Consider the following 21684-nt stretch of genomic DNA (forward strand, 5'->3'; position numbering starts at 1 on the left):
GGGGGGCCGGGCATGGACCGGCATCCACGACGCGTCATCCACGCATGGCGTGGATCTACCGGTTAATGGCAGCGCACCAGGATCACCGTGATGTTGTCCGACCCGCCGCCGTCGAGGGCCGAGGCCACCAGGCTGTCCACGCATTCCTGGGCGCTGGCATCGTCGTAGGCCAGGGTACGGGCGATGTCGCGGTCGTCGACGTCTTCGGTCAGGCCGTCGCTGCACAGCAGCAGCTGCATGCCCGGGCGCAGTTCGCCGCTGGTGGTGGCCACGTTCAGATGGTTCGGGTCGGTCACGCCCAGGGCCTGGGTGACCACGTTGCGGTGCGGGTGGGCGCGCGCCTGTTCGGCGGTCAGGTTGCCCTGCGCCACCAGTTCCTGCACCACGCTGTGGTCCTGGCTGAGCTGGGCCAGCTGGCCGTCGCGCCACAGGTAGGCGCGGCTGTCGCCCACCCAGGCCACTTCATAACGGTTGCCCTGCACGCGTGCGGCGACCACGGTGGTGCCCATCGGCAGGGTGTCGTTGCGCCGCCGCGACGCACGGATGATCTCTTCGTCGGCGGTGCGGATGGCGTGCGCCAGCGGCGCGCCGCGGCGGATCTCGCGGACGATGGTCTCGCGTGCCAGGGCGCTGGCCACCTCACCGCAGGCGTGCCCGCCCATGCCGTCGGCCACCAGCCACAGGGCCAGCTCGCTGTCACCGTAATAGGTGTCCTCGTTGAGCTCGCGGCGCAGGCCAGGGTGGGTGAGGTGTCCGAATTCAATCATGGTGGTTGCTGGGCGGGGTCATGCCGGGGAGAACGGCATCATCACGGCCAAGCGGACATCCGGCAAGGCGTTCAGTCAGAAAATTTTCACATGATGGGCCGCAATGGCTTGTGGTCTGCCGCGCTTCCTCGTATGATGCGCGTCCCCGGTTCGCCGGGGAACACCTGGAGAGGTGGCAGAGCGGTTGAATGTACCTGACTCGAAATCAGGCAGGCGTTTATAGCGCCTCGGGGGTTCGAATCCCCCCCTCTCCGCCAGATTAAAAAAGAAGGGCTGCCGAAAGGCAGCCCTTCTTTTTTAATCTGGCGCGGGACGCGAAACGCGCTTTGCGCGCTTCGCCCCATGCATTGCTGCGCAACGCATGGGCCCCTCCCTTTGCCTGCCTCTCCCCGCCCCTGTCGGGGCAGCCCCTCAACAGAGGGGCTTGTTCCACCCGATGTCTTGCTGGAACGGGTGCATTGCGTGGATGCCGTTCGCACACTGCGGGTTACCATGTACGCATCACCTGCTGGAGCGCTGCCATGACCGCTGAAATCCTTGTGCCTGTTTCCTTTGGCGAGCTGCTCGACAAGATCTCGATCCTGCAGATCAAGTCCGAGCGCATCAGCGATGAAGGCAAGCTGGCCAACGTGCGCCGCGAGCTGTCCGCGCTGGATACCACCTGGATGGGTCACCCGGCGGCGGTGAAGGACATCGCCAAGCTGCGTGCCGATCTGAAGGCGGTCAACGAGCAGCTGTGGGACATCGAGGACGAGGTCCGCCTGAAAGAGAAGGCCCAGGCCTTCGACCAGGCGTTCGTCGACCTGGCCCGCAGCGTCTACCTGCGCAATGACGAGCGCGCGCGCATCAAGAAGGCGATCAACCTGGCGCTGGGCTCGGCGTACGTGGAAGAGAAGTCCTACAAGTAATCCCACGCCCTGCGTGGAGGGTGCGGGCCATGGGCGGCCCGCACCGGTCGCTCAGCCGAGGTGATCGGCCACGTAGCGTTCGAAGGCGGCGATGCCGTCTTCGACGGTGATCAGTTCCATCACATCGTCGAACTCGATCTTGGTGCCCCACTTGAGATCGGCGGCGGTCTTGCCCAGGTACTTGCGCGCGGCATCGTCGTAACGGTCCACGCAGTAGCGCCGGTCGGAATAGGGGCCGCTGCGGTGCGGGTTGCTGGCCGCATGCAGGCCCAGCACCTTGGCGCCCATCGCGTTGGCGATATGCATCGGGCCCGAATCAGGCGTCATCACCAGATTGGCGCGGGCCAGCAGGGCCGGCAGCTGCTTCAGCGTATCCCTGCCCACCAGGTCCAGCGCCGGCGTCGTCAGCTGGGTGAGGATGGCATCGGCCATGCTGCGCTCCAGTTCGCTGCGGCCGCCACACAGCACCACCTGCCAGCCACGCGCGCTGGCATGGTTGGCCACGGCGGCATAGCGGTCGGCGTACCAGTTGCGCATGACGTGGCTGGAGCACGGCGAGATCATCAGCACCGGGCGGCCATCATCGGCCCACTGCGCTGCCGCCCATTCGTAGGCCGACGGCGGAATGGCCAGATCCCAGCTCACTTCGGTCTGGCGCAGGCCCAGCGGTTCGCAGAAGCTGCCGATGGCATCGAGCACGTGGATGCCCGGGCGATCGGGAATGCGTTCGTTGATGAACAGTCCGTGCAGGTCCTTGGAACGGCTGCGGTCGTAGCCGATGCGGCGCTCGGCCGGAATGAAGGCCGACAGCAGGTTCGCGCGGAAAGCGACCTGCATCTGCAGCAGCGCTTCGAAGCGGCCCGGCGGCAGCTGCGTGCGCAGCTCCTTGACCCCGGCCATGCCGGTCTTCTTGTCGTATGGGTGGAACACCACGCCAGGCAGGCCATCCAGCAGCTTGTGGCCAACCTTGTCGATGATCCAGTGGATCGGCGTGTCCGGGCGCGCGGCCTGCAGGGTGCGCACCAGGGGAACAACGTGGGTGACATCCCCCAGAGCAGACAGGCGCAGGAGGCACAAGGATGAGGACGCTGATGCCATGTGTTGTTAGACTCAATGGAATGGTCGTATTTGACGCCAATGAAGCGCTGACGCCATGCCGCGAGGGTCGCGGCATCGGGGCCATTCTGTTCGACCGCGAGCGGCTGCGGCAAGCCGACGTCGGCCTGTTCTCGCCCCAGCACTGGGGCAGCAAGGCCCGGCCGGTGGGTGAAGGCGGGCGGGGCAGTGCCTGGTTCGTCGATGCCTCCTTTGGTCCCGGGGTGCTGCGCCACTACCTGCGCGGCGGCCTGGCAGCCAAGCTCAGCCGGGACCAGTACATCTGGCGCGGCGCCGACCGTACCCGTAGTTTTGCCGAATTCCGGCTGATGCGCGCCCTGCGCGCGCAGAAGCTGCCGGTGCCCCGGCCAGTAGCGGCCTTCTACATGCGTGAAGGCATGCGCTACCGCGCGGCCATCCTGATGGAACGCATCGAAGGCGTGCGCTCGCTGGCCGACCGCGCGCTGGTGGCCGGCCGTGGCGCGCCATGGGAAGAGGCGGGCCGGCTGATCGCGCGCTTCCATCGCGCCGGCCTGGACCATGCCGACCTCAACGCCCACAACATCCTGTTCGATGGCAATGGCCACGGCTGGCTGATCGACTTCGACCGCGGGGTCATCCGCATCCCGGCCACGGCCTGGCGCGAGCGCAACCTCAAGCGCCTGCTGCGTTCGCTGGTCAAGCTGCGTGGCGAGCGCAGCGTGGAAGACGTGCAGAAGGACTACGCGCGGCTGCGTCGCGCCTATGACATGGCCTGGAACCGGGGCACCTGATGGACTGGTCGTTGCGTTTTCTCGGCGTCGGCAATGCGTCGGCGGTCGAGCTGGGTTCCCCCATGTCGGTCATCGAGCGTGATGGCCGCCCGTGGCTGACCATCGATTGCGGTGGCGAGGGCCTGACCGCCTTCAAGGCGCACTACGGGCACCTGCCGCAGGCGCTGTTCGTCACCCACGTGCACCTGGACCACGTGGCCGGCTTCGAGCGGCTGTTCGTGGATACCTTCTTCAACACGCACCGGCGCGGCAAAGTGCGCCTGTACGTGCCGGCCACCGTGGTGCCGCTGCTGCACAAGCGCGTGGGCGATTACCCCAACGTGCTGGCCGAAGGCGGCGCCAACTTCTGGGATGCCTTCCAGCTGGTCGTGGTGGGCGATGCGTTCTGGCATGAGGGCGTGCGCCTGGAAGTGTTCCCGGCACGCCACCACTGGCCGGAGACTGCCTATGGCCTGCGCCTGCAGGGCGCGTTGACCTGGAGCGGCGATACCCGGCCGATTCCGGAGATGCTGGCGCGCTTTGCCAACGACAACGAACTGATCGCCCACGACTGCGGACTGCATGGCAATCCTTCGCACACCGGCGTGGATGACCTGGAGCGCGAGTACAGCGCCGAGCTGCAGTCGCGGATGATGCTCTACCACTACGCCAGCGCGGCCGATGGCCAGGCGCTGGCTGCGCGTGGGCACCGCGTGGCGCAGCCGGGGCAGCGCGTGCCGCTGGCGACCCCGACGGCGCCGCACGTGCTGGCGCAGGATCCGCCGTGACGGCCATGGGCCAGTCCACCTGTCTGGAATGCATCAGAACGAGTGCCCGGTAGCGCCGGGCCATTCATGGCGAGGCGCGGGCGGGGCATCGCCCAAAAAGGCGGTGGCCCCGCCGGCTGACCTCGGCGCCCGCGTCGATCGATACCGTTGCTGCCTTCCGGCCCTGGCGGGATTTTCGACCTAGCGTCGCGAGGGGCCGACGGGGCCACCATAGAGACGTTGGCCGCCCAAGGGCGGCCGGTTCACGGATCAGGGGAAGCAGCGCGTCGCGCGCCGGAGACCACAGCCGGACTGCACATCGGCTGGCCGATGGCAGGCGCGCATTCTAGCGCAGGCGGGCAGGTGCGCGCCAGCGTCACGCGCGGTTTTCAGTCCCCGCGTTGCCACAGCAGGTGCAGGTCGCCGTCCACGAAGCCCAGGCCGACGCCCTGGGCCATGCGCAGTGGCGCGCCGGGCGTGCCTTCCTGCACCAGCGGCAACAGCAGCCCGCGCATGTTTTCCAGGCAGCTTTCCCAGTCCGGTCCGGTGAACGCGGTGGCGATTTCCAGTGGCGGATGGCTGGGGCGCCAGCACTCGTCGCATGGCCAGTCCGGGTCATTGGCATCGAAGCGCTCGCAGCCGACCAGTTCAAGGGTAAAGCTGGCCTCGTCGGCGGCCGCACCGTCCACCAGGTTGAAGCAGTAGCTGCGCAGCGATGCCGGGCGTGGTTCGCGCAACGTTGCAGCCAGCCACGTCGTCAGATCCTCTTCAACGCTCATGCAGCACCCCGGACCAAAGCGCCATCATGGCATGGCCGCTCCGCCTGAACCCTGTGTAATCACGGTGCGTGCAGCACGGCCCCGCGCATCCGGCGTTGCTAGAATGCGGCCGCAGGAGAAACGACCTCCCCCGCATCGGGAATCAATGACCAGGACGGCCTGGCCCTACCAAGAGGAGGGCCGTCATGGCCTGGATCTATCTGTTGTTTGCCGGCCTGCTTGAAATTGTCTGGGCCGTGGCGATGAAGCAGTCCGAGGGCTTCACCCGTCTTGCTCCCAGCGTGATCACCCTTGTCGGCATGATCGCCAGCTTCTGGCTGCTGGCCGTGGCCATGCGCACGCTGCCACTGGGTACCGCCTACACGATCTGGACGGGCATCGGCGCGGTCGGTGCCTTCGTGGTCGGCATCGTGTTCCTCGGCGAGCAGGTCAGCGCGATGCGCATCGGTGCGGCCGTGCTGATTGTTTCCGGCCTGGTGCTGATGAAGCTCTCCAGTAGTTGAAGCTGCGGCGGTCAGGCGGAAATGCCTGCCAGTGCCGCATACATCACCACTACGTTGACCAGGAAGAAGTAGACGCCGCCGATGAGGGTGTAGCGCAGCACGGTCAGCAGCTTGTTGCCGCCATAGACGCGCTGCTGCATCCACAGCAGGTAGACCGGCACCGACAGCCACAGCAGCGCAAGCAGCCATGGGCTGAGCGTGGCGAACAGGGGCGAGGCCAGCGCGTTGCTGATGCTGGCGACCAGGAAGGTCGCCAGCACCACCATCATCAGCCAGCAGTGGCTGTACAGCGCCACCACCAGGTGTTCGAGGTAGCCCATCAGGCGCGGGATGTAGGCGATGCGCAGGACCAGCGCGAACACCGGCATCAGGAAGAACAGCGCACCGGGCAGGGCGGTGAGGATCGCCTGCATGTACAGATCGGTCTTGCCGCCCATGCGCTGGATGTTGGCGTTGCCGTTCTGCAGGCGCCGGTTGAGCCAGTTGTTGGCGAACTGCGGCAGGCCGGCCAGCACGATGGGGTTGCTGTCTGCATCCCAGGGCTTGCCGTTGATGCTGTAGTTGAAGAACGTGCCAGGGTCATCGCCGACCGTGGGTGCGGTGGCGTCAGCGGGCGTGCCGAGTTCGGCCTTGCGCTGCGCCGCCGCTGCATTGACGGCAGCCCTGGCAATGGCCAGGCCGGGGTTGCCGGCATTGGCCGTGCCGGCCTGCTGGTCGATCAGTGCCATCTGCTGCGCGCGCACCGCCTCGACCTGCTCGGCGGTGGTGGCTTTGCCGAACAGCGAATTGCCGCTGGCACCCACGTTGAAATCGTCAACGTGCACGAACATCTTGCCGATGAAGAACGTGAACAGCGTGAGGATGACGAACAGCCGCAACGGCTGCACGTAGCCCACCCGGCGGCCCTTGAGATAGTTCAGTGCAATGCGGCCGGGCACCCACAGGTCGCGCAGCGTGCGGAAGATGCGCCCGTCCAGGTGCCAGAACGATTCGAAGACTTCCTCGATGGCGTGGCCGACATGCTTGAGCGGGTTGTGCGCGGACTGCCCGCACTGGTGGCAGTAGTGGCCATGCAGGGCGGTGTCGCAGTTCTCGCAGGTGCCATGTGCCGGGGAACCGGCGTCGGGCAGGGCGGCGTGCACGCTTTCGGTCGAGTTCATCGGGCGAAGGGCCGGGTATTGGTTGAAGGCGCCTACGATAGCGATTTTTCAGGTTTCGTTCAGCTTTTGGGTCAGGGGTGTTTATGGGTGTGCGGGCGCGGCGTGGCGCGCCATCCACGCATGGCGTGGATCTACTGCCTTCGGGGGAGAGGCAGGCAAAGGGAGGGGCCCATTCGTTGCGCAGCAACGCATGGGGCGAAGCGCGCGCAGCGCACTTCGCGTCCCGCGCCAGATAAACAGGAAAAGCGCCTGCCAGATGAGGGGCATCGGACGGCGTGCCATCCACGCATGGCGTGGATCTACTGATCTGTCTGGAGGCACAAGCCCCTCTGTTGAGGGGCTGCCCCGACAGGGGCGGGGAGAGGCAGGCAAAGGGAGGGGCCCATTCGTTGCGCAGCAACGCATGGGGCGAAGCGCGCGCAGCGCACTTCGCGTCCCGCGCCAGATAAATAAAAAAGGCCGCCCGAAGGGCAGCCTTTTTTATTTATCTGGCGGAGAGAGGGGGATTGTCGGGTGCATCCATGCACCCGATCCCGATGCGCGTTGCGCCTCGGGACCAGCCTGCGGCTGTCCGGTTCTGCTCCTGCAGAACCGTCGAACCCCAGCGGGGCTTCTCACCACCCATCCCATCCGCCAGACAAACGCAAAAGGGCCACCCTATGGGCGGCCCTTTTGCGTTTGTCTGGCGGAGAGAGGGGGATCGGATCAACCCGACCCTAACCCTTTGACCCTGCAGCAGATCGCAAACCGGACGTGTGTCCTGTGTTGTGTCCCATGATTGTAACCGGACTAAACAGATTCCGGCTTGTCGTCATGGCTGGCTGGGGCATGACCGTTCTACGTTGAGGGATTGGTTGTAGGCGATGCACCTTAGGCATTACTCTCGGGAGGTATAAGAAGCAGCCAAAGGTAAAGCCGAAGGCGTGGATGTGGTGTCTGATCTAGTCGAGCAAAGCTGCGCCTCTGGCGGAGCTGATTCCGTCAAATGCTTTACTTCAAGGAGTTGATATGGCAGATGAGAAGCCGAAAGCGATCGTGTTGGGGGTCCTCGATGAAGATGATAAGCCTGTTGGTGCCATTGCAGTGACCAACGACGATCGCTTGGACGTTGAAGCAGTATTGGGCGATTTCCAAGACTGTTTGGATGAAATCTCAGAAGCGTTTGACATCAACGACGATTCTGCTGTCGTCACTGATGTGGCCGAAGCGTGGCTCGAGTCTGAATTTGAAGCATTCGATCCAGTGAGTTGCTTCTACGATCCGAGCACTGGAACGTCGGTTAGAAAGCTCGTGAAGTATGTGGCCGGTCGACTAGACGCTAAGACAGTAGGGCATATCCGCTTTGAAGTCGGCGGCGTCAGCGAAATGAGGGTTCGATTGGAAGATGTTCTTCCTCTGACCCCTAAATCCGCGCCGGCGAGGCGTAGTCCTAAGCCCTTTTAGTTGATCTTGCGATTCTTGGCTTGTGGCTCCCCTTTGACCAGTTTCACGGACGGCTTAAGACTGCCGGGAACATTGGCGATGTTTTGATCCTTCCAGCGCGTCCTATACTGCGGTGCTGAGCGATGATGGTTGGCTTGCCAATGTTGAATGCAGAGTTCTGTGGCAACATCGGCTTCTTCTTTGGCCAGGGCTGCTGGGAGTCTGCTTAGGGCCGCGAGAAATGCGCTGTTCCAAAAATCTTCAATATTCATATGCGAGATTCTTTTGAAATGTTGTAGGTTTCTATCAAAGCGCGAGAAGGTGTCAAGCGGAGATGCGACGCCCTCGTCCCAGTTGTTCCGAAATAGGTCATAAAAAAGCCAAGGTCCCCTCCGAGCGTGGGACCTTGGCTTTTCAGTTGAAAGAAGGTTGGGATTTGGGGCCGTTGTCCGGTTGTACGCAGATGGCTAGATATCCGAAATCTGCGTTACGCGGTGCTACTCAATCAACCTGGCATACATGACGAAGAGAAACATAGGCAGTCCGCTCAGGACAGCGAAGACCCCCACCGCGCCAATCAGGGTCAGCAGTGTCATGACCCACCACTGCCACCAAGCGAAGCCCTTGTCCCGGGCCTGAGCCACTCGAGCTTCGGCCGGGTAGAGGTGTCCTACCTTCCGTGTTCCTCGCCGGGCCATAAGCGGCCCGACGACGAACCCGAAAGGTCCCAGGAAGAGCAAGGTTCCCGAATACCACCAGAAAAATCTGTCGCGGGGTGTCAGCAACTTCCGCCGGGTGGGTTTGCCCTGGTCAAGCAGGGGAGGGGGCGCGCTCATTTGGCGTAGGCCCTCCAGCTCCCTGACTCCTTCGCATACCTAAGGTTCTTGCTGACCGGAATGGGCACCTGACGGCCGCCGATATCGATGGAGACTTTCCCCTTGGTGTCGCAGCGGTAGCCCTCCACGTCTTGGGCCTCGACGCATCCGGTCAGTTCGAAGTCGCGGATGTCGCCAACCCGTCCAGCCCCGCTTTCCTCCAGAAGGGTGGCGAGTGCCCTTTCGGCCTCGTTAGTAGACGGCGGGCCGCCGCAAGCAGAGAGGGTCAGTGCAACGGCCAAGCCGGCCAGGGGAAACCTTGCGTTCATGGGTCAATCCTTGAGGATGATGATGGGGCGGCGGTAGGCCGCCCCGGACGGGTAGAGAAAGAGAGGGCTTACCGGTCTCGATTGCCTTCCGGCTTGAACCCCGCAATCCACATCCGACTGTCCTTGAACGGGGTCAGCATCCCCGACGCGCCCGGGTGCAGGTCAGCGGTCTGGATGAATCCAGAAACCCACGCCACCCTCAGGGCCACGTCGACCGCCTTGTCCGAAACGCCAGGGCGGCTGACGTTGACGACAAACGGTTGGGCGGGCGGGTTAGGACCGGTAGACCGGCTGGCCCCGGTATTGGCCTTGTTGGACGGCACCCGAACGCCGGTGAGGCTGTCGCGGCCTTTCCAGAGCGCCGCCGTGTTGAGCTCAGCCATGTCGCCCAGGTCGTCGGTCTCCGTCAGGGCTGCATTGGCGCAGGTCTGGAAGACCTCCGTCGTAGACGAGGTGGCGCTGGTCCAGATTTTTGCCTCGACGGTCCAGCAAGGCAGGGACGCCCCCCATTCCTGGAACGTCAACGCCACGCGGGGCCAGTCCAGCCGGCCTTGTTGTGCGAGCTGGTGGTTATCGGATTTGAACAGCCCCCGGATCTTTCCGGCCCCGCTGACCGGGGTGTAGATCGCTTCATTGCCGGCAGACTGAGTTCCGCTGGCCCCGGTGGGCTTCACTCCAATCATCTGGCCGCCAGCATCTTTCAGGCTCTTGCCCAGCTGTCGAAAGAAGCCCGGCTTCTCTGACTCCGGGTTGGACTGGCTGGCTTCTTGGGCGGAAGCGACGTGGGCACTCAACAGCAGCGTGGCCGCCAAGGCGGTGGCCATCCTTGTCTGGTTCTTCTTCATGAAAACCCCTGTGGTTGGTCGGGAGAGTGCTACATTTCATGAAGAGTCTGCCATGCAACGAGGGACCGCGTCATGCTGTCTACCCAAGTTTTCAACATCCGTTCACTTGCCCAGCACCTCCGCCCGCTCTTTGTTCGCCGCCCGCCTCAAGCAGGCCAGGGAGCTGCGCGGCATCGCCAGCCAGCGAGCGCTGGGGGTTCTGATGGGGCTTGATAAGAAGCTGGCCAGTAGCCGGGTTAACAGATACGAGACCGAGGTCAGTGGTATTGACCTGGATGGACTGGGGAAGCTGGCCGACGTGCTGGGCTTGCCGATGGCTTATTTGGTTGCCGAAGATGAGGTCATTGCGGACGCCATTTTGGCTCTGTCCCGGATGAGCCGTAAGGAGCGAGTGCGCGCCCTGCGAGCACTGATTGAAGCGCCCGCTCCGTCAACCCAAGACTGACCTAGAGGCGCAAGAAGCTGTCTAGCCACGACCAACATGGTTCACGGGAGCGGCCAAGACGCGCCTTCTCATGAACCATGTTGAATGCGCTATCGTGAGGCCATGAATCCTTTAATATCAATAATTTGTAGTGAATTTTTGGCTTTGAAATGGTGTAGCTCTATCTAGATACTGTCGTTGAGGATGAGAAAAACTTCCAGCATCGATCTCCGAGCGGCAAGTTATGACACTTATCCAGTCCATCCTCGATTTCTTTGAACGCATGGCCTCCCAGACGGACCCGGTCTTTGCTGCCGCGTTGCTCCTCGTCGTAATGGCTCTTTCTCTGGTGGGGATGTCCCTTTACGTAGTCTTGGCCGCAATCAGGAAGCGGAAAGAATGAGCACCAAGTGGGGAAGCTTCCCGAAGGCGGCAGTGGACTCTGGAAAGTTGGCCTCCCTCACCGGGGCCAATGGGGAGGTGGGCACGCACATCGCCGCCCATAAGGTCTATTTGGCGCTCGCGCTAGAGGTGAACTTCCATACTCGCCAGGTCGAGATGGGGATGTCATTCCTGCAGGATCGCACCGCCCTTGCTAGGCCGATGTTGGGCAGAGCCTTGTCGGCCTTGGAGCAGGCTGGCGTGTTGCAAGTAGAGCGTGACGGCTATCGGAACCGCTACACGCAGCTTCTACACGCGCCGAACGCCTTTAGGCAGGTCCCGAGGTTTGTGACTAGCCAAGCGCTGAAGTTCAAGTTCAATAGAGGAGTGACTGTCTTGGCAGCTTGGAAGCTTCTGCCCGTCCTGCTCTTCTTGCGAGATGGCAAAACAGGTGACGCGCTGGCCATGCATGAGACGCTCCAGCGCTACTCACGCGTGCGACCCGAACATGTTAGTGCTGGGATCTCGCACTTGGTCGAGTGGGGGCTGGTTAGGCATCGTCCCACAGAGAGCAACCGAAACGGTCATCCAAGCTTCGTCTATCGACTGACGGGTGAGTTCGGAGGCGGGGCACCTGAGAGCGGTAGCTCGAACACTCCCGTGCTGAAGCCGAACACTGTCCCCTTCTGAAAATCGGATAGTAGTCGGAAGGAGGGCCGTGTCTGCGAGATGGCGTGCTCGTAGCGGCGCATAGAAGATTGCCATGAGTGAAGAGAGTGAAGACCATGGCCGCTGCTTTCGAACTGGGAGGGGGGATGTTCATCTACGTAGATGAGTCCGGCAGCTTCGTTCCTGCGACGAGGAACGACAGTTGGTGCGTCGTTGCGGGTTATGTCGTGCCGGAGGTGGCCAGGAAGCGGGTAGAGCAGTCGCTGGCACTGCTCAAACGGCGTTTGGGGCGCGGTATCCAAAATGAGGTCAAACTGAAAGACCTATCAGAAGCAAACCTGAGGCGCTTCCTGGGCGAGCTCGGTAAGCTCGAAGCAACGCTCTTCATCTCTGCGATTGACCTGGGCCATCAAGACCCCGAAGTGGTGGTGGCCCATCAAGCAAAGCAGGTCGAGAGCGTGAGAGCCAATCGTCCAAACATGCTCTACGAAGAGGGGCGTGCTTCCATCGATGATCTATCGGGCAGGTTGGAGCGCCTGTCTCCGCAGCTATACACCCAGATGGTGGCGCAAATCGACCTGCTGGATCAGGTCTTTCGGATGACTACGCTCTACTATGCCCAGCGCATTCCGGCCACGCTGAGCAGCTTCAAGTGGCGCATGGATGAAAAGAACTCGGCCCGCCCTCTGTTTGAGCAAACGCTAACCCACATGGCACCTGCCCTTATCCAGGCGAAATCTTTGAGGGAGCCTGGAATCCATGTGGAAGGGTTCGACTACTCCCACTTTCAGAAGCGTTTTAGAAATGCCCCCGAAGACATTCCAGCCTACCTGCAAGAGGCGGCTGGCCACACCATCAAGTCAGCGGTGAACTTGGGAGCTGTCATGCGGGATTCGAAGTTCGTCCGCTCGCATGATGTTCCTGGCGTGCAGGTGGCCGACCTATTGGCGTCTGCATGGCGTAGGGTCCTGAGAGGGGAGTTCGAAGACAACGACGGCATCGCGTGTCTTCTTGGGCGTCTGACAGTTCAACGGCAGACGCCGAACCCGTCCATCCATCTCATGTCATTGGGAGAAGAGCGGTTTGCGGAAGGGACGGCCTATCTCGCGGCCTTGAGTGCAAGACGGAGCGCCAGACCGATGGTCTACAAGAGTGCGGCCACTGGTCATACTCGCCACAAAGCGAAGCCTTGACATAGTTACGTGATGGAAGCCGTTGGGAACCTAGAGTTGAGTCGTCCCATCAAATCCTCCCATTCACGGTCAAACATGGAGGCTGCCGCGCCATCTTTACTGAGCTCGGCATCCTTTAAGAACTGAGGAAAGAGGTAGCCCTTGAATCGGTGGCTGGACTTTTCGGTAAAGATGCGCAGGCCATGCTCACTGATGGAGTCAACCACTTCTGGCAGCGCAGCGTAGCAGACAATGGAGAAGGGATACTGCTCCTGGAGGTCCCTATCCATCCCTCGTGCCTCCAGCTCCTTCTTCACGAGGCCGGTGAGCGCATCCACAGACTTATGGCTAAAGAGAATCCAGTCCTCCAGAGTCACTATCAGGGAGTAGATAGCTCCATCCGGCAGCCTGATGCCGGCACGCCCTGATGTTGCATCCAATATGTTGCGATAGTTCTGAACGACCGCCTTTGCCAGGCGCGCCAGTCCGGACTCCAGATCGCCGGGATCCGCCGCAAGCCTTGCTGGGACGGGAATGCGCATGGTCTTGCACTCCACAAAAAGACTTGTGGATGTGTCCCTAAGCAGCCAGTCGCTTCCGTGGTGCTGCATCTTGCCAACAAAATACGGTGCAGGACGCTCAGCTGTCGCCTTACCGGTTAGGTGGCTAAAGCAATCGCCTACTAGTTCCTCAAAGGCTTCGCCATACGCTTGGGCGAAGCCGTCTGCATCTGCTAAGTCATAGAAGAGCCCAGCCAGAAGGCGCTTACCTAATAAGGAAGGCCGTGGACATGTCAGGCGATCGGGAGCGTCAGAGCGAAGCTGGATCAGGGGCTTCACGACGATAGGATTCGGAGTGTAGTCCCAAGATGAGTCGTAACGAGCATCCAGAGCACAGCGGTTCCGCAGTAGCTTAGGCGTGCCGCTGATGGCGGCCACCCTTGCCGCCACCGCGGACGAGTCCAGCCCAAGCATAGCCAGTTGCGGCATCAGCGCCACTTCGTAGTTCCGCATAAACAGCGCCTGGGTAGCCCCAGCCAGGAGGAAGTAATCCTCAGCGGTCAGCCCTAGGGCATTAAATACAATGTTTGAAAGGCGGCCGCGCTTATAGAGCGACCAGTAACGGCCGAAGTAGGCAGCGCTAGAGCGATCGAAATGAGGCAACTGCTGGTGCCCGATTCGATGCATCGTTGTCCAGATGTCGAGGTCGCACTTTGCCTTGAACTCGCTGTAGCCTCGAATGGCATTGTGCAAGGTGCCGAGGTCAGTCCAGTTGCGTAACGACCGGCGCGCCCCTTTTGAAGGCCCCGCATGTTGTAGGATTTCTCTTACGTAGAGATCCAAGTAGAACTCAAAGACATACGGTCTGATCTGATCCGGCAGCCCTGGGCGAGAGTGGGAATATTCGATGGGCAGGCCATACCCATGGCCGATGTGCAGGCTGTAGGCCCAGATATGAACCATGGAGTCTCGCAGACCAAAGCTGGCAGCGATCTTTGCGAGTTGATCGTAGGTCACGTTGAGGCCTCTTCCGATGAGGAGGCCCATTATCAACCCTAAAGCAGGCCTGGCGGACGCCGCTGCCGACATGTCGCCCGGGCCCGCTTCTGCGCGAGGCTATCAAGGGTAGAACTTCCGGGGGTCGGACAACGCCCCCTTGAACTGCCCCGCTTGGTAGACCGGAAGTGCCACATCAGGGCGATACTTCTCCAGGACTGCGATCTGCTTCGTTCGTGCCTGCGCTGGCTTCTTGTGGAAATAGGCCTCGTGCAGCACAGGGACCCGCTTGCTGATGGAGTGGCCGGTGACCAGGGCAATGTCCTCGTCGGCCACCCCCATGTGATGCAGCTCCGTGGCAAGAGTATGCCGGAAAGCGTGGAACCCGACGCCTTTAGGAAAGCCGAGATCCTTCATGTATCGGCTGAACTGGTTGAGGACGCCTTGGCTGTAACGGGCGTTGGTGTCGCCATTGTCGCGTCGCACGCCGGCAGACAAGTGGGGGAAGAGGCGAGGATGGCCACAAGCTCGGATGTCCTCCACGAACGCCAGGAAACCAGCATCGAGCAGCGGTTGGGGAATGGGGAGCGTCCGAACGGCTGCTTTGCCTTTTAGGCTTTGGCGGCTCCGGTTCCTGTCTCTGTGGCTCAGGTCCGCGTCTACCGTCTTCTGGATCTTGATGCACCACACACCAGCCTCTTGGACGATGTCGTTCAACTTCAGCTGAGCGACTTCATTGATGCGCGCTCCCGTGTGGAGTCCAATCATCGGCACCCACCACCGGTGGGGCGCTTTCATGGCCCAGGGGATGAATGTGTTGGGGGCAAAGATGCGACGCAGATCTTCTTCGTCAAACAAACGCTCGGCCTTGTCGGGGTCAATGACCAGGTCCTTCTTCGCCTCTGGGAAAAAGTGCATGGGGGAGCCCACAATGGCTTTTGCCTTGTCCAGCCGGCCAAAGAAGGTGACCAGGAACCGTCGATGCTTTTCTACGGTGGCCGGTGCGGGCGGCTGGACGCGGAGCGCCTTCCCCTGAGCCACCGCCTGCTCATACGTGAAGTTCCGATACTGAGGGTCCGACTGGAGAAGAGGTGGAGCCCAACGCATCAGTTCCCAGAGTCGGTAGATATGCACATGGTCGACCCGCGACACGGGAATATCCCCACAGGCCATAAGGAGCATCTTCAGTGACCGCGCCGTGGCCTCGATGGTGTTGCGTGTCAGGCCCATGCGCTCGCGGTCAGCCAGGTAGTCCCGGATCTCGATAGACAGCAATCGGGCGGGTGCGGCGACGGGGAGAGGCTCAGGGTGGCGCGTGCCATTCTTTCCAAGGAGCGCTCGACGGGTCCGCTCGCAGGCGTCGTTGATGATCTCTTGAGCATGGATGGCTGCTTCTCGGCCAGTGACGATCATTTCACCGATGCGGACGCGGCCAATGCGCACGTTTGTCAGTTTGAGAGTGCCCGTCGGGTCTGCGAGGTAGGAGTTGAGGTGTTTCGAGGTGGGGGAGGTCACTGCGTTGCTTCCATCTGAAGGATGGAAGTACAGATACTGCGGGCCTAAAAATCGTCAACGAAAAATCGGCTTTTTATTCACGGCCTTAGGCATCGTCTGAGAGGTGCCATTTTGCAAGTCTGCCTAGCCAATCGTACCGCCCTAAAACACGGTGGCGTTTACATTAGAATCAATAACTTGCGCTGGTCAGGTCAGCCCATTTTCGGAGTCATTACCGTACTGTTTAACTTAAGTAAGCTAACAAATCCATTTTAAAGTATGAATGGTTGATAAATGGCCCGGCGTTCTTGTTAGGGTTTATTGCTGCTTTGAATATGCTTTGGCTGCCACCACGTGGTGGTAAGGAGAGACGGCATGGCAAAGAACGAGCAGACGAGCCCGAAAGCGGCGAAGGCCGCGAGTGGTGTTTTGCGTGACGATCGAACCGGCAGCAAGTCCAAGACGGCGGCAGGCTCTGCCCTGAGCCAAGCCCCCGACAAGGGCAAGAAGACCAAGAAGTAGTTTTCATTGGCCGGTGCCGCGCGGTGCCGGCCTCTTTGAGGTGTTTTCCCAAGGAGCGAAGATGACAGGGAATAGTCCAGTAGCGCAGGGCTCGACTAGTTCAGCCGGCCCGGCGCTAGACGGCTACCAATGGCCCGAGGCAGTCCGTTTCATACCGTATTGGGGTGACCTTTACTGGGAGGGGGTAAACGGTCAACGGGTGCTCTTACTGGGTGAGTCGCACTACAGGCGAGAGGGGCTGAGCGATTCGCTCGAAGTGACCCGACCGTTCACTCAAGATCATTTCCGCGAGATGGCCACCCCGATCCGGAGCGGCCGGGACGGCCCCTTCTTTAGGGCGCTCGACCTGGTCCTCACTGGTCGACAGGACTTCCAACTCCAGGAAGCCGCCGAAGCGTGGAGGCGCGTGGCATTCTTGAACCTTTCCCAGGCGTTCGCGGGTTCGCAGGCAAGTCATCGGCCGCGGAATCAGGCTCTTCGCGACGGTGGCGATGTTCTGTGGGAGGAAATCCTGCCGGTGCTGAAGCCTAACGTCGTGCTTGTTCTGGGCCGGACAGCTTGGCGACTCTTCAGTCATGGTAAGCCCCAGCCGGGGTTAGAGCCCTTCTCAGCCAAGGATGTGAAACGAGGGGAGCGAAAGCGGCGCTACATTGAGTCCCGTGAAATCTGGTCGCTCGATTACCGGGGAGGCTCCGCGCTGATGACGTGGGTCTACCATCCATCATGGAACATAGACACGTGGCAGGATCGCGCGGGAGCGTTGGGTCACCTTGTGGCGCTTGCGAAAGAGAGCTGAGAACATCGGAGCACAGTGGGCAAGGGGTTGTTCAATGAGCGGGACTGAGGAACTCACCAAGGTTTTTAGGAAGACGGCGAGCAGCGGTAAGCTGGACTACGTCCCCGTCGTCGTGCTCAACGAGACGTCGAAGACGAAGCTTCACATCTTGGGATTCTTGATCCCTCACAGCGACCACACCGGGTTCAAGGTCAAGCTCGAGGGCTTCACAAAGACGAAGGGGGCATCTTGGGTAGAGGACAGGGAAAAGACCATCAATCTGACCGAGGTGTCCACGCTCAAGCTCTTCAAATACCTTCAGACTCATCTTCCGTTGACCGATCAGCCAGAGGCTGGTGAGTTCATCCTGATCAAGGTGGCGAACGGGGCCGCCGATCTTACCGGGCACGATCCCCAGTCCCTGGTTGGCGCGCTGACCAAAGTGCTTTCTCATTCGGATTTGGTCCAGCATCTGGCCAACACGGAGCTGACTCATGAGCTGACCACCGCGCTCCGGGGATCTATTCGTCTTAGTGAGATGCGCTCCGCAGTTGCTGAGCTGCGTTCCAGCCTGGGGCGCGGGGAGTCGGCTGAGCAGGTCTACCAGTCATGGTGCGAGAAACACTGCTGGGCCTTCGGCAATGCTTACGTGGTCCGGGACGAGGTGCGTGCAATCACCACTGGGGACAACATTGATCTGATGTTGCCTAACGTCATTGCGGGCTATCGAGATATCGTTGAGCTGAAGCGGCCCGACATGGAGGTGCTTCTGTATGACAAGGCCCACAAGAACCACTATTTTTCCGCCGAGGTATCGAAAGCCATCGGTCAATGCCACCGATACCTAGACATGCTTTACGAGTTTGCTGACAAAGGACTGCAGGACCACAAGGAGGTCGTGGCCTATCACCCGCGTGCCACGATCGTTATTGGTCGCTCCCATGACTGGAGCGATGAGCGGCAACGCGCGCTCCATGGGCTCAATCGGCGGATGAACGGTATCACCGTCATGACCTATGACCATCTACTGGCGCAAGGGGAGCGGTTGTTGGAAATGTTGTCCCCCGCAGCGGGGCCCGAGGCCGCGTCGGTTAACATCGTCGAACTTGACGACGACATTCCCTGGTAGGCCTTGCCAAGGTATAAAGAGATTTCCAACCCCCTCACGATGGAGGTTTAGATGAGCGTTTCAGTGCACAAGGATGCGCCCCACCTAAAGGTGTGCGAGGGGAATCCCGAGTCGGGCACGACCCCATACATCGCGTTCGAGGAATACTTGACCATTCCAGGGCTTGAGGACGCTGATATTCGCTTGGAGTTCGCTAACAAGCCTAGTCTTGAAGAGGTGGAGGAGCTGCGGCGCAGGCTGAAGAGTGCTGGACTGGTCTTTGTGGTCCAGCGGAGGCCCTAGCCCGCTCAAAGAGCGAAGTGGTCTGCCGTCGGCGTCCAATACAGTTCACTGCGTTTGCGTCGCAAGAGATTGCTGTCAAGGTCGCTTGGGGTAGGAGGGGTGGTGGATCATTTTGAGGGCGTAGTGCTGGACTTCCTGCGGGCAGACCGAAGGTTGTTCATCAATGCACAGTGTTGCATCCAGCTGAACCCTGGCAGCAATCCTGATACCAGTGGGCCTCACTGGTATTGCGACGCGGTGGCTGTGAGTGTTCGAGACCGAGCGGCTTACCTTTGCGAAATCTCTTATGCGGTCCGCTTGCCTGCATTATTGAACCGCCTGAAGAGCTGGGACCAGCATTGGCTTGGATTGAAGGGGGCGTTAGCCAGGGACTGTGGTATCCCTCTCGATTGGACGCTTCAGCCATGGCTATTCGTTCCCAATGACCGCGTGGATCGCTTGCGTTTGGATGCAAGTGCGCTATCACTGATGCCAGAGCCGCGGATAACGGCCTTGGAGGAGGTCCTCCCTTGGCGCTACCGATCTTGGGACCGTGGAGACTATCTGGATTCTGGTCGTGACTGACTTCAATCTTAAAGCGCCTAGCTTTGCTTTACTCCAAGCTCCCATGGGCTGTTGGAAATGTGGTTTACCTACCCTAGTCACTGCCATCTGGGTCCCCCGCCTCACAGAGTTCGATGAGGAAGGCGAACTGGAGATTGCCGATGCTGCCGTCCTGCAATATGTCGAGTCCTTGGACGCCTCCGTGGAGACGTTCGTCGTCCAGTCCGCGCCACTCCTGCGCATCGGACGGTCGCAGACTGCCGGCGTCAACTATTGGGCCAACCATTGTTCTCACTGTGACGCCCTTCAAGGGGACCACTTCGTGATGGGCGTAGATGGCCCGTTCTTTTTCCAGTCCCAAGAAGAGCTGGCTTCGTTGGCGGTTCGCCAGGGTGGCAGCACTCTCACGGCGTTTGCCGGTTACTCGGAGTCGGGATGGATGAGCTGGGTCTCTCGAATGTTTGGAGAGAGCCAGTGAAAGCTTGGGCTTGGGTTCTTGCAACGGGTGGCGATTTTGCATCTGTGCGACCGTTTCCCCTCAGTGCAGAGTAAAGATGATGAAGGAGTCGCCGAAAAGCCCATTCGACGGTTTTGACGATTTGTTCAGCGCTTACCGAGGCTGGACCGAGGAGCTGAAGAAGGCTACTGAACCGGCGCTGCTGGTTCAGAAACAACTTCACGATCATCTGGAGCGTTTTCGAGCTGGATTCATCGCCTGGTCTGAGAGCCCTGCGACTAAGGAGATGGTCGAGAGCCTGCGTAAGACGCTCATCTCGGTTGCGGAGTTCCCTAATCGGTTCCAGACCCAGCTGTTGGGACTGGCTCAGCATGGCTGGTATATCGATCCCGAGATGCCACTGGCGGGCATTCGCTCGCTTAATGATGCGTTCGAGAGCGGAGCAGCTGATCAAGCCAGTGCGGAGTTTGAAGAATATTTTCGGCAGAACCTCGATGTGATCGAGGAGCGTCTTCTCGGCCTCCACCCAAAGAGGGCGCACGTCTTAGCGGCAGCGTTCAACGCGCACCGTTTGGGGAACTACCTGCTGAGCATCCCAGTAATGCTCACCCAGGCCGATGGCATCGCGCAAGATATGCGCGGGAGGCAGTTGTACAGTGCTCGACAGACCAAGGGAATCGGCGGGCTGATCGACGGCCTGGAGGCGAGTGATCTGAACCGACACCTTTGGGAGGTGTTTCGCACCCAGTCTCCCCTTTCATCCTCCACTGATAGCCTTCCTGCGGACTTCTCAGGTCTCAACCGGCACAAAGTTCTTCATGGGATGGACTACAACTATGGATCGGAGACGAACGCATTGAGGGCGGTTTCCCTGCTGAACTTCGCAAGCTTTGCCTTGGCTGACAGGCAGGGGACACAATAGCCTGTGGCCGGCCATCCTGATAATGCCCGGCGAGTCACCGTGTCACGCGTTTCATTCCTGAACGAATGCTAAGTAAGTCTGACTAATAGAGGCAGGCACAGCCGCAGCGTAACAAGTGCGCAGATCTATGTAGTTGACAGAAGCGTAATGCTCCCATATGATTACTACAACACGGCCCCTCTCGCCAATGCGCATAGCTCAACGCGCTTGGTGCTGAGGGGTTCTTTATTTGGGTCCTACCAGATTTGCTCCCAGTGTGCTGGCGCTCCCATGTCCTGAATCCCTAAGCCGGATTGAGGCAGAGCAGGGAATGCATTCAGGTGAGCTTTCATTCTGTCTCCCCAAGTAGAGCCTGGACTGATGACGCTTGTGAGCTGCTTGACCATCTTTAGCAGCAAGAAGCACCGCGCTCGAGCAAGCGGGGTGGTATGAAAATGAGCAGTCCATGCCAGCTCTTGTTCGCTAGGCAGTTTTGGCTGATCGACAATGTTCCTATTCCATAGTCGGCTATGGTGGGCGCAAACATTTCGAAGATAGTTGAGGCTTCGAAGCCATGTCGCGAAAACTCGCCCATTGGACACCCCGTATTTCTTTGAAATGCAGTCTTGCTCTGTCTCTCGCATCCCATTAAATAGCGTCGACATCGCGCCAAAGTCCCAAACTTCGCAAACTACCCAAATCGCCAGAGGAAGTCCGTATTTTTCTTTGTTGTGGCGAACGAACTCTTCTTTTGATCTAGCCACCAACTGACCGTTTTTTCCCAGCCACGCATGATGAGGGGTTACGCCCTTTTGGGGGTCGTAATCCTTAGCGAACTTCTCGTGCAGAAGAGTTGGGTTTGCATAGGCGAATGTATCCAGATTTCCTAGAGTGTGGGAAATGTCAACGCGTAAGGCGATCTCTATGCGCTCCAGAGCATCGCCCACAAGGTGTCGAAGTCGTTTGTCAAATACATAAAGATCTACTACGTCACTAAATCTTGTATTTGAATGAAACCAATCGGTAGCCAGACTTTTCTTTTTCGGGTTGACTGGAGGGGTGCCATCGCTGGTTAGCTCCATATAATCTGCGCGGACGCGGAAAGGATACCAGTAGCCGCTGAGTCGGTAGTATCCAATCTTTTCCAAATAGCTAAGTGCTCTCGCATCATCGCTGACCGTCATGTTCCTTGATTTTAGTTGGTCCAGCTGCTCTTGGTAGCTCTTCCATGATTTTGAATAGGCCATGAGGTCTCGGTGATCTTTTTGTGATCTGGTCGGACAAACTTAGTGCCCCG

25 protein-coding genes, 1 tRNA gene and 1 other RNA gene are annotated in these 21684 nt (G+C 60.2%); 15 read left to right on the forward strand and 12 right to left on the reverse strand.

Going from position 1 to position 21684, the window contains the following annotated elements:
• Positions 1 to 62: 62 nt before the first annotated feature.
• The gene (locus QMZ26_RS04150) at positions 63 to 767 is read right to left on the reverse strand and encodes a protein phosphatase 2C domain-containing protein (protein WP_079220824.1); all 705 of its coding nucleotides are present in this window, start codon (positions 765 to 767) and stop codon (positions 63 to 65) included.
• A gap of 166 nt (positions 768 to 933) precedes the next feature.
• Between QMZ26_RS04150 and QMZ26_RS04155 the strand changes: the two genes are divergently transcribed.
• Positions 934 to 1024: transfer RNA gene (locus QMZ26_RS04155), tRNA-Ser, on the forward strand.
• Positions 1025 to 1288: 264 nt separating this feature from the next.
• Positions 1289 to 1675 (forward strand): DUF6165 family protein, encoded by a 387-nt coding sequence (locus tag QMZ26_RS04160; RefSeq protein WP_079220825.1) that lies wholly within the window; start codon positions 1289 to 1291, stop codon positions 1673 to 1675.
• 51 nt (positions 1676 to 1726) lie between these two features.
• On the opposite strand, the gene QMZ26_RS04165 is transcribed toward QMZ26_RS04160, so the two are convergent.
• Complete coding sequence (locus tag QMZ26_RS04165; protein ID WP_283220663.1) at positions 1727 to 2773, reverse strand: glycosyltransferase family 9 protein; 1047 nt, start codon at positions 2771 to 2773, stop codon at positions 1727 to 1729.
• Positions 2774 to 2793: 20 nt separating this feature from the next.
• On the opposite strand from QMZ26_RS04165, the gene QMZ26_RS04170 reads away from it, so the two are divergent.
• Positions 2794 to 3543 carry a 3-deoxy-D-manno-octulosonic acid kinase gene (locus QMZ26_RS04170; RefSeq protein WP_200732967.1) on the forward strand — a complete coding sequence of 250 codons (750 nt, stop codon included), beginning with the start codon at positions 2794 to 2796 and terminating at the stop codon, positions 3541 to 3543.
• A complete protein-coding gene (locus QMZ26_RS04175; RefSeq protein WP_283220664.1) occupies positions 3543 to 4310 on the forward strand; it encodes an MBL fold metallo-hydrolase in 768 nt (255 codons plus the stop codon). The genes QMZ26_RS04170 and QMZ26_RS04175 overlap by 1 nt, the downstream gene beginning before the upstream one ends.
• Before the next feature lie 106 nt (positions 4311 to 4416).
• Here the strand turns inward: QMZ26_RS04175 and ffs are convergent.
• An RNA gene (gene ffs, locus QMZ26_RS04180) (signal recognition particle sRNA small type) lies at positions 4417 to 4513 on the reverse strand.
• Between the two features lie 165 nt (positions 4514 to 4678).
• Entirely contained in the window at positions 4679 to 5068 is a 390-nt protein-coding gene (locus QMZ26_RS04185) for a hypothetical protein (RefSeq protein WP_108746055.1), read from the reverse strand.
• A gap of 185 nt (positions 5069 to 5253) precedes the next feature.
• Between QMZ26_RS04185 and sugE the strand changes: the two genes are divergently transcribed.
• A complete protein-coding gene (gene sugE, locus QMZ26_RS04190) occupies positions 5254 to 5571 on the forward strand; it encodes a quaternary ammonium compound efflux SMR transporter SugE (RefSeq protein WP_079220830.1) in 318 nt (105 codons plus the stop codon).
• Positions 5572 to 5582: 11 nt separating this feature from the next.
• Here the strand turns inward: sugE and QMZ26_RS04195 are convergent, their stop codons facing one another.
• The gene (locus QMZ26_RS04195) at positions 5583 to 6731 is read right to left on the reverse strand and encodes a DUF3667 domain-containing protein (protein WP_283220665.1); all 1149 of its coding nucleotides are present in this window, start codon (positions 6729 to 6731) and stop codon (positions 5583 to 5585) included.
• Between the two features lie 1008 nt (positions 6732 to 7739).
• Here QMZ26_RS04195 and QMZ26_RS04200 point away from each other — a divergent pair.
• A complete protein-coding gene (locus QMZ26_RS04200; RefSeq protein ID WP_283220666.1) occupies positions 7740 to 8174 on the forward strand; it encodes a hypothetical protein in 435 nt (144 codons plus the stop codon).
• On the opposite strand, the gene QMZ26_RS04205 is transcribed toward QMZ26_RS04200, so the two are convergent.
• The 4 genes from QMZ26_RS04205 to QMZ26_RS04220 all read right to left on the reverse strand — a co-directional run bounded on the left by QMZ26_RS04205 (position 8171) and on the right by QMZ26_RS04220 (position 10142).
• The gene (locus tag QMZ26_RS04205; RefSeq protein WP_283220667.1) at positions 8171 to 8425 is read right to left on the reverse strand and encodes a hypothetical protein; all 255 of its coding nucleotides are present in this window, start codon (positions 8423 to 8425) and stop codon (positions 8171 to 8173) included. The genes QMZ26_RS04200 and QMZ26_RS04205 overlap by 4 nt on opposite strands.
• A 225-nt stretch (positions 8426 to 8650) precedes the next feature.
• The gene (locus QMZ26_RS04210) at positions 8651 to 8989 is read right to left on the reverse strand and encodes a hypothetical protein (protein ID WP_283220668.1); all 339 of its coding nucleotides are present in this window, start codon (positions 8987 to 8989) and stop codon (positions 8651 to 8653) included.
• Positions 8986 to 9297: a hypothetical protein gene (locus QMZ26_RS04215; protein ID WP_072168246.1), complete on the reverse strand. Its 312-nt coding sequence runs from the start codon at positions 9295 to 9297 to the stop codon at positions 8986 to 8988. Before QMZ26_RS04215 ends, QMZ26_RS04210 begins: the two co-directional genes overlap by 4 nt.
• Before the next feature lie 68 nt (positions 9298 to 9365).
• Positions 9366 to 10142 carry a hypothetical protein gene (locus QMZ26_RS04220; protein WP_199161072.1) on the reverse strand — a complete coding sequence of 259 codons (777 nt, stop codon included), beginning with the start codon at positions 10140 to 10142 and terminating at the stop codon, positions 9366 to 9368.
• Between the two features lie 130 nt (positions 10143 to 10272).
• Between QMZ26_RS04220 and QMZ26_RS04225 the strand changes: the two genes are divergently transcribed.
• The 3 genes from QMZ26_RS04225 (at position 10273) to QMZ26_RS04235 (ending at position 12809) form a co-directional block, all read left to right on the forward strand.
• The gene (locus tag QMZ26_RS04225) at positions 10273 to 10587 is read left to right on the forward strand and encodes a helix-turn-helix transcriptional regulator (RefSeq protein ID WP_072168244.1); all 315 of its coding nucleotides are present in this window, start codon (positions 10273 to 10275) and stop codon (positions 10585 to 10587) included.
• 378 nt (positions 10588 to 10965) lie between these two features.
• Entirely contained in the window at positions 10966 to 11637 is a 672-nt protein-coding gene (locus tag QMZ26_RS04230; RefSeq protein ID WP_239499518.1) for a hypothetical protein, read from the forward strand.
• A 95-nt stretch (positions 11638 to 11732) separates the two neighbouring features.
• On the forward strand, positions 11733 to 12809 hold the full coding sequence (locus QMZ26_RS04235; protein WP_239499520.1) for a DUF3800 domain-containing protein: 1077 nt from the start codon (positions 11733 to 11735) through the stop codon (positions 12807 to 12809).
• A 5-nt stretch (positions 12810 to 12814) separates the two neighbouring features.
• Here QMZ26_RS04235 and QMZ26_RS04240 read toward each other — a convergent pair whose 3' ends face one another.
• Together QMZ26_RS04240 and QMZ26_RS04245 are read right to left on the reverse strand one after the other, a co-directional pair.
• Entirely contained in the window at positions 12815 to 14305 is a 1491-nt protein-coding gene (locus QMZ26_RS04240) for a hypothetical protein (RefSeq protein WP_283220669.1), read from the reverse strand.
• A 102-nt stretch (positions 14306 to 14407) separates the two neighbouring features.
• Positions 14408 to 15799: a site-specific integrase gene (locus QMZ26_RS04245; protein WP_283220670.1), complete on the reverse strand. Its 1392-nt coding sequence runs from the start codon at positions 15797 to 15799 to the stop codon at positions 14408 to 14410.
• A gap of 354 nt (positions 15800 to 16153) precedes the next feature.
• Between QMZ26_RS04245 and QMZ26_RS04250 the strand changes: the two genes are divergently transcribed.
• The 6 genes from QMZ26_RS04250 to QMZ26_RS04275 all read left to right on the forward strand — a co-directional run bounded on the left by QMZ26_RS04250 (position 16154) and on the right by QMZ26_RS04275 (position 20408).
• Positions 16154 to 16300, forward strand: a complete 147-nt coding sequence (locus QMZ26_RS04250) for a hypothetical protein (protein WP_195763102.1) — start codon at positions 16154 to 16156, stop codon at positions 16298 to 16300.
• 61 nt (positions 16301 to 16361) lie between these two features.
• Positions 16362 to 17096, forward strand: a complete 735-nt coding sequence (locus QMZ26_RS04255) for a uracil-DNA glycosylase family protein (RefSeq protein ID WP_099524412.1) — start codon at positions 16362 to 16364, stop codon at positions 17094 to 17096.
• 34 nt (positions 17097 to 17130) lie between these two features.
• Positions 17131 to 18204 carry a Shedu anti-phage system protein SduA domain-containing protein gene (locus QMZ26_RS04260; protein WP_283220671.1) on the forward strand — a complete coding sequence of 358 codons (1074 nt, stop codon included), beginning with the start codon at positions 17131 to 17133 and terminating at the stop codon, positions 18202 to 18204.
• Between the two features lie 51 nt (positions 18205 to 18255).
• Positions 18256 to 18486, forward strand: a complete 231-nt coding sequence (locus QMZ26_RS04265; protein ID WP_099524413.1) for a hypothetical protein — start codon at positions 18256 to 18258, stop codon at positions 18484 to 18486.
• A gap of 556 nt (positions 18487 to 19042) precedes the next feature.
• Positions 19043 to 19507, forward strand: a complete 465-nt coding sequence (locus QMZ26_RS04270) for a hypothetical protein (protein ID WP_229297688.1) — start codon at positions 19043 to 19045, stop codon at positions 19505 to 19507.
• A gap of 79 nt (positions 19508 to 19586) precedes the next feature.
• Complete coding sequence (locus tag QMZ26_RS04275; RefSeq protein ID WP_283220672.1) at positions 19587 to 20408, forward strand: hypothetical protein; 822 nt, start codon at positions 19587 to 19589, stop codon at positions 20406 to 20408.
• A gap of 236 nt (positions 20409 to 20644) precedes the next feature.
• On the opposite strand, the gene QMZ26_RS04280 is transcribed toward QMZ26_RS04275, so the two are convergent.
• Positions 20645 to 21634 carry an Abi family protein gene (locus QMZ26_RS04280; RefSeq protein WP_154267714.1) on the reverse strand — a complete coding sequence of 330 codons (990 nt, stop codon included), beginning with the start codon at positions 21632 to 21634 and terminating at the stop codon, positions 20645 to 20647.
• Positions 21635 to 21684: the final 50 nt, after the last annotated feature.

Origin of the sequence: Stenotrophomonas sp. PFBMAA-4, assembly GCF_030053215.1 — a bacterium.
Classification (GTDB): domain Bacteria; phylum Pseudomonadota; class Gammaproteobacteria; order Xanthomonadales; family Xanthomonadaceae; genus Stenotrophomonas.

Excerpts from the sequence above, each read along its gene's own strand:
- QMZ26_RS04150 (WP_079220824.1), bottom strand. The coding sequence starts at position 767 with ATGATTGAATTCGGACACCTCACCCACCCTGGCCTGCGCCGCGAGCTC.
- QMZ26_RS04160 (WP_079220825.1), top strand. The coding sequence starts at position 1,289 with ATGACCGCTGAAATCCTTGTGCCTGTTTCCTTTGGCGAGCTGCTCGAC.
- QMZ26_RS04165 (WP_283220663.1), bottom strand. The coding sequence starts at position 2,773 with ATGGCATCAGCGTCCTCATCCTTGTGCCTCCTGCGCCTGTCTGCTCTG.
- QMZ26_RS04170 (WP_200732967.1), top strand. The coding sequence starts at position 2,794 with ATGGTCGTATTTGACGCCAATGAAGCGCTGACGCCATGCCGCGAGGGT.
- QMZ26_RS04175 (WP_283220664.1), top strand. The coding sequence starts at position 3,543 with ATGGACTGGTCGTTGCGTTTTCTCGGCGTCGGCAATGCGTCGGCGGTC.
- QMZ26_RS04185 (WP_108746055.1), bottom strand. The coding sequence starts at position 5,068 with ATGAGCGTTGAAGAGGATCTGACGACGTGGCTGGCTGCAACGTTGCGC.
- sugE (WP_079220830.1), top strand. The coding sequence starts at position 5,254 with ATGGCCTGGATCTATCTGTTGTTTGCCGGCCTGCTTGAAATTGTCTGG.
- QMZ26_RS04195 (WP_283220665.1), bottom strand. The coding sequence starts at position 6,731 with ATGAACTCGACCGAAAGCGTGCACGCCGCCCTGCCCGACGCCGGTTCC.
- QMZ26_RS04200 (WP_283220666.1), top strand. The coding sequence starts at position 7,740 with ATGGCAGATGAGAAGCCGAAAGCGATCGTGTTGGGGGTCCTCGATGAA.
- QMZ26_RS04205 (WP_283220667.1), bottom strand. The coding sequence starts at position 8,425 with ATGAATATTGAAGATTTTTGGAACAGCGCATTTCTCGCGGCCCTAAGC.
- QMZ26_RS04210 (WP_283220668.1), bottom strand. The coding sequence starts at position 8,989 with ATGAGCGCGCCCCCTCCCCTGCTTGACCAGGGCAAACCCACCCGGCGG.
- QMZ26_RS04215 (WP_072168246.1), bottom strand. The coding sequence starts at position 9,297 with ATGAACGCAAGGTTTCCCCTGGCCGGCTTGGCCGTTGCACTGACCCTC.
- QMZ26_RS04220 (WP_199161072.1), bottom strand. The coding sequence starts at position 10,142 with ATGAAGAAGAACCAGACAAGGATGGCCACCGCCTTGGCGGCCACGCTG.
- QMZ26_RS04230 (WP_239499518.1), top strand. The coding sequence starts at position 10,966 with ATGAGCACCAAGTGGGGAAGCTTCCCGAAGGCGGCAGTGGACTCTGGA.
- QMZ26_RS04235 (WP_239499520.1), top strand. The coding sequence starts at position 11,733 with ATGGCCGCTGCTTTCGAACTGGGAGGGGGGATGTTCATCTACGTAGAT.
- QMZ26_RS04250 (WP_195763102.1), top strand. The coding sequence starts at position 16,154 with ATGGCAAAGAACGAGCAGACGAGCCCGAAAGCGGCGAAGGCCGCGAGT.
- QMZ26_RS04255 (WP_099524412.1), top strand. The coding sequence starts at position 16,362 with ATGACAGGGAATAGTCCAGTAGCGCAGGGCTCGACTAGTTCAGCCGGC.
- QMZ26_RS04260 (WP_283220671.1), top strand. The coding sequence starts at position 17,131 with ATGAGCGGGACTGAGGAACTCACCAAGGTTTTTAGGAAGACGGCGAGC.
- QMZ26_RS04265 (WP_099524413.1), top strand. The coding sequence starts at position 18,256 with ATGAGCGTTTCAGTGCACAAGGATGCGCCCCACCTAAAGGTGTGCGAG.
- QMZ26_RS04275 (WP_283220672.1), top strand. The coding sequence starts at position 19,587 with ATGAAGGAGTCGCCGAAAAGCCCATTCGACGGTTTTGACGATTTGTTC.
- QMZ26_RS04280 (WP_154267714.1), bottom strand. The coding sequence starts at position 21,634 with ATGGCCTATTCAAAATCATGGAAGAGCTACCAAGAGCAGCTGGACCAA.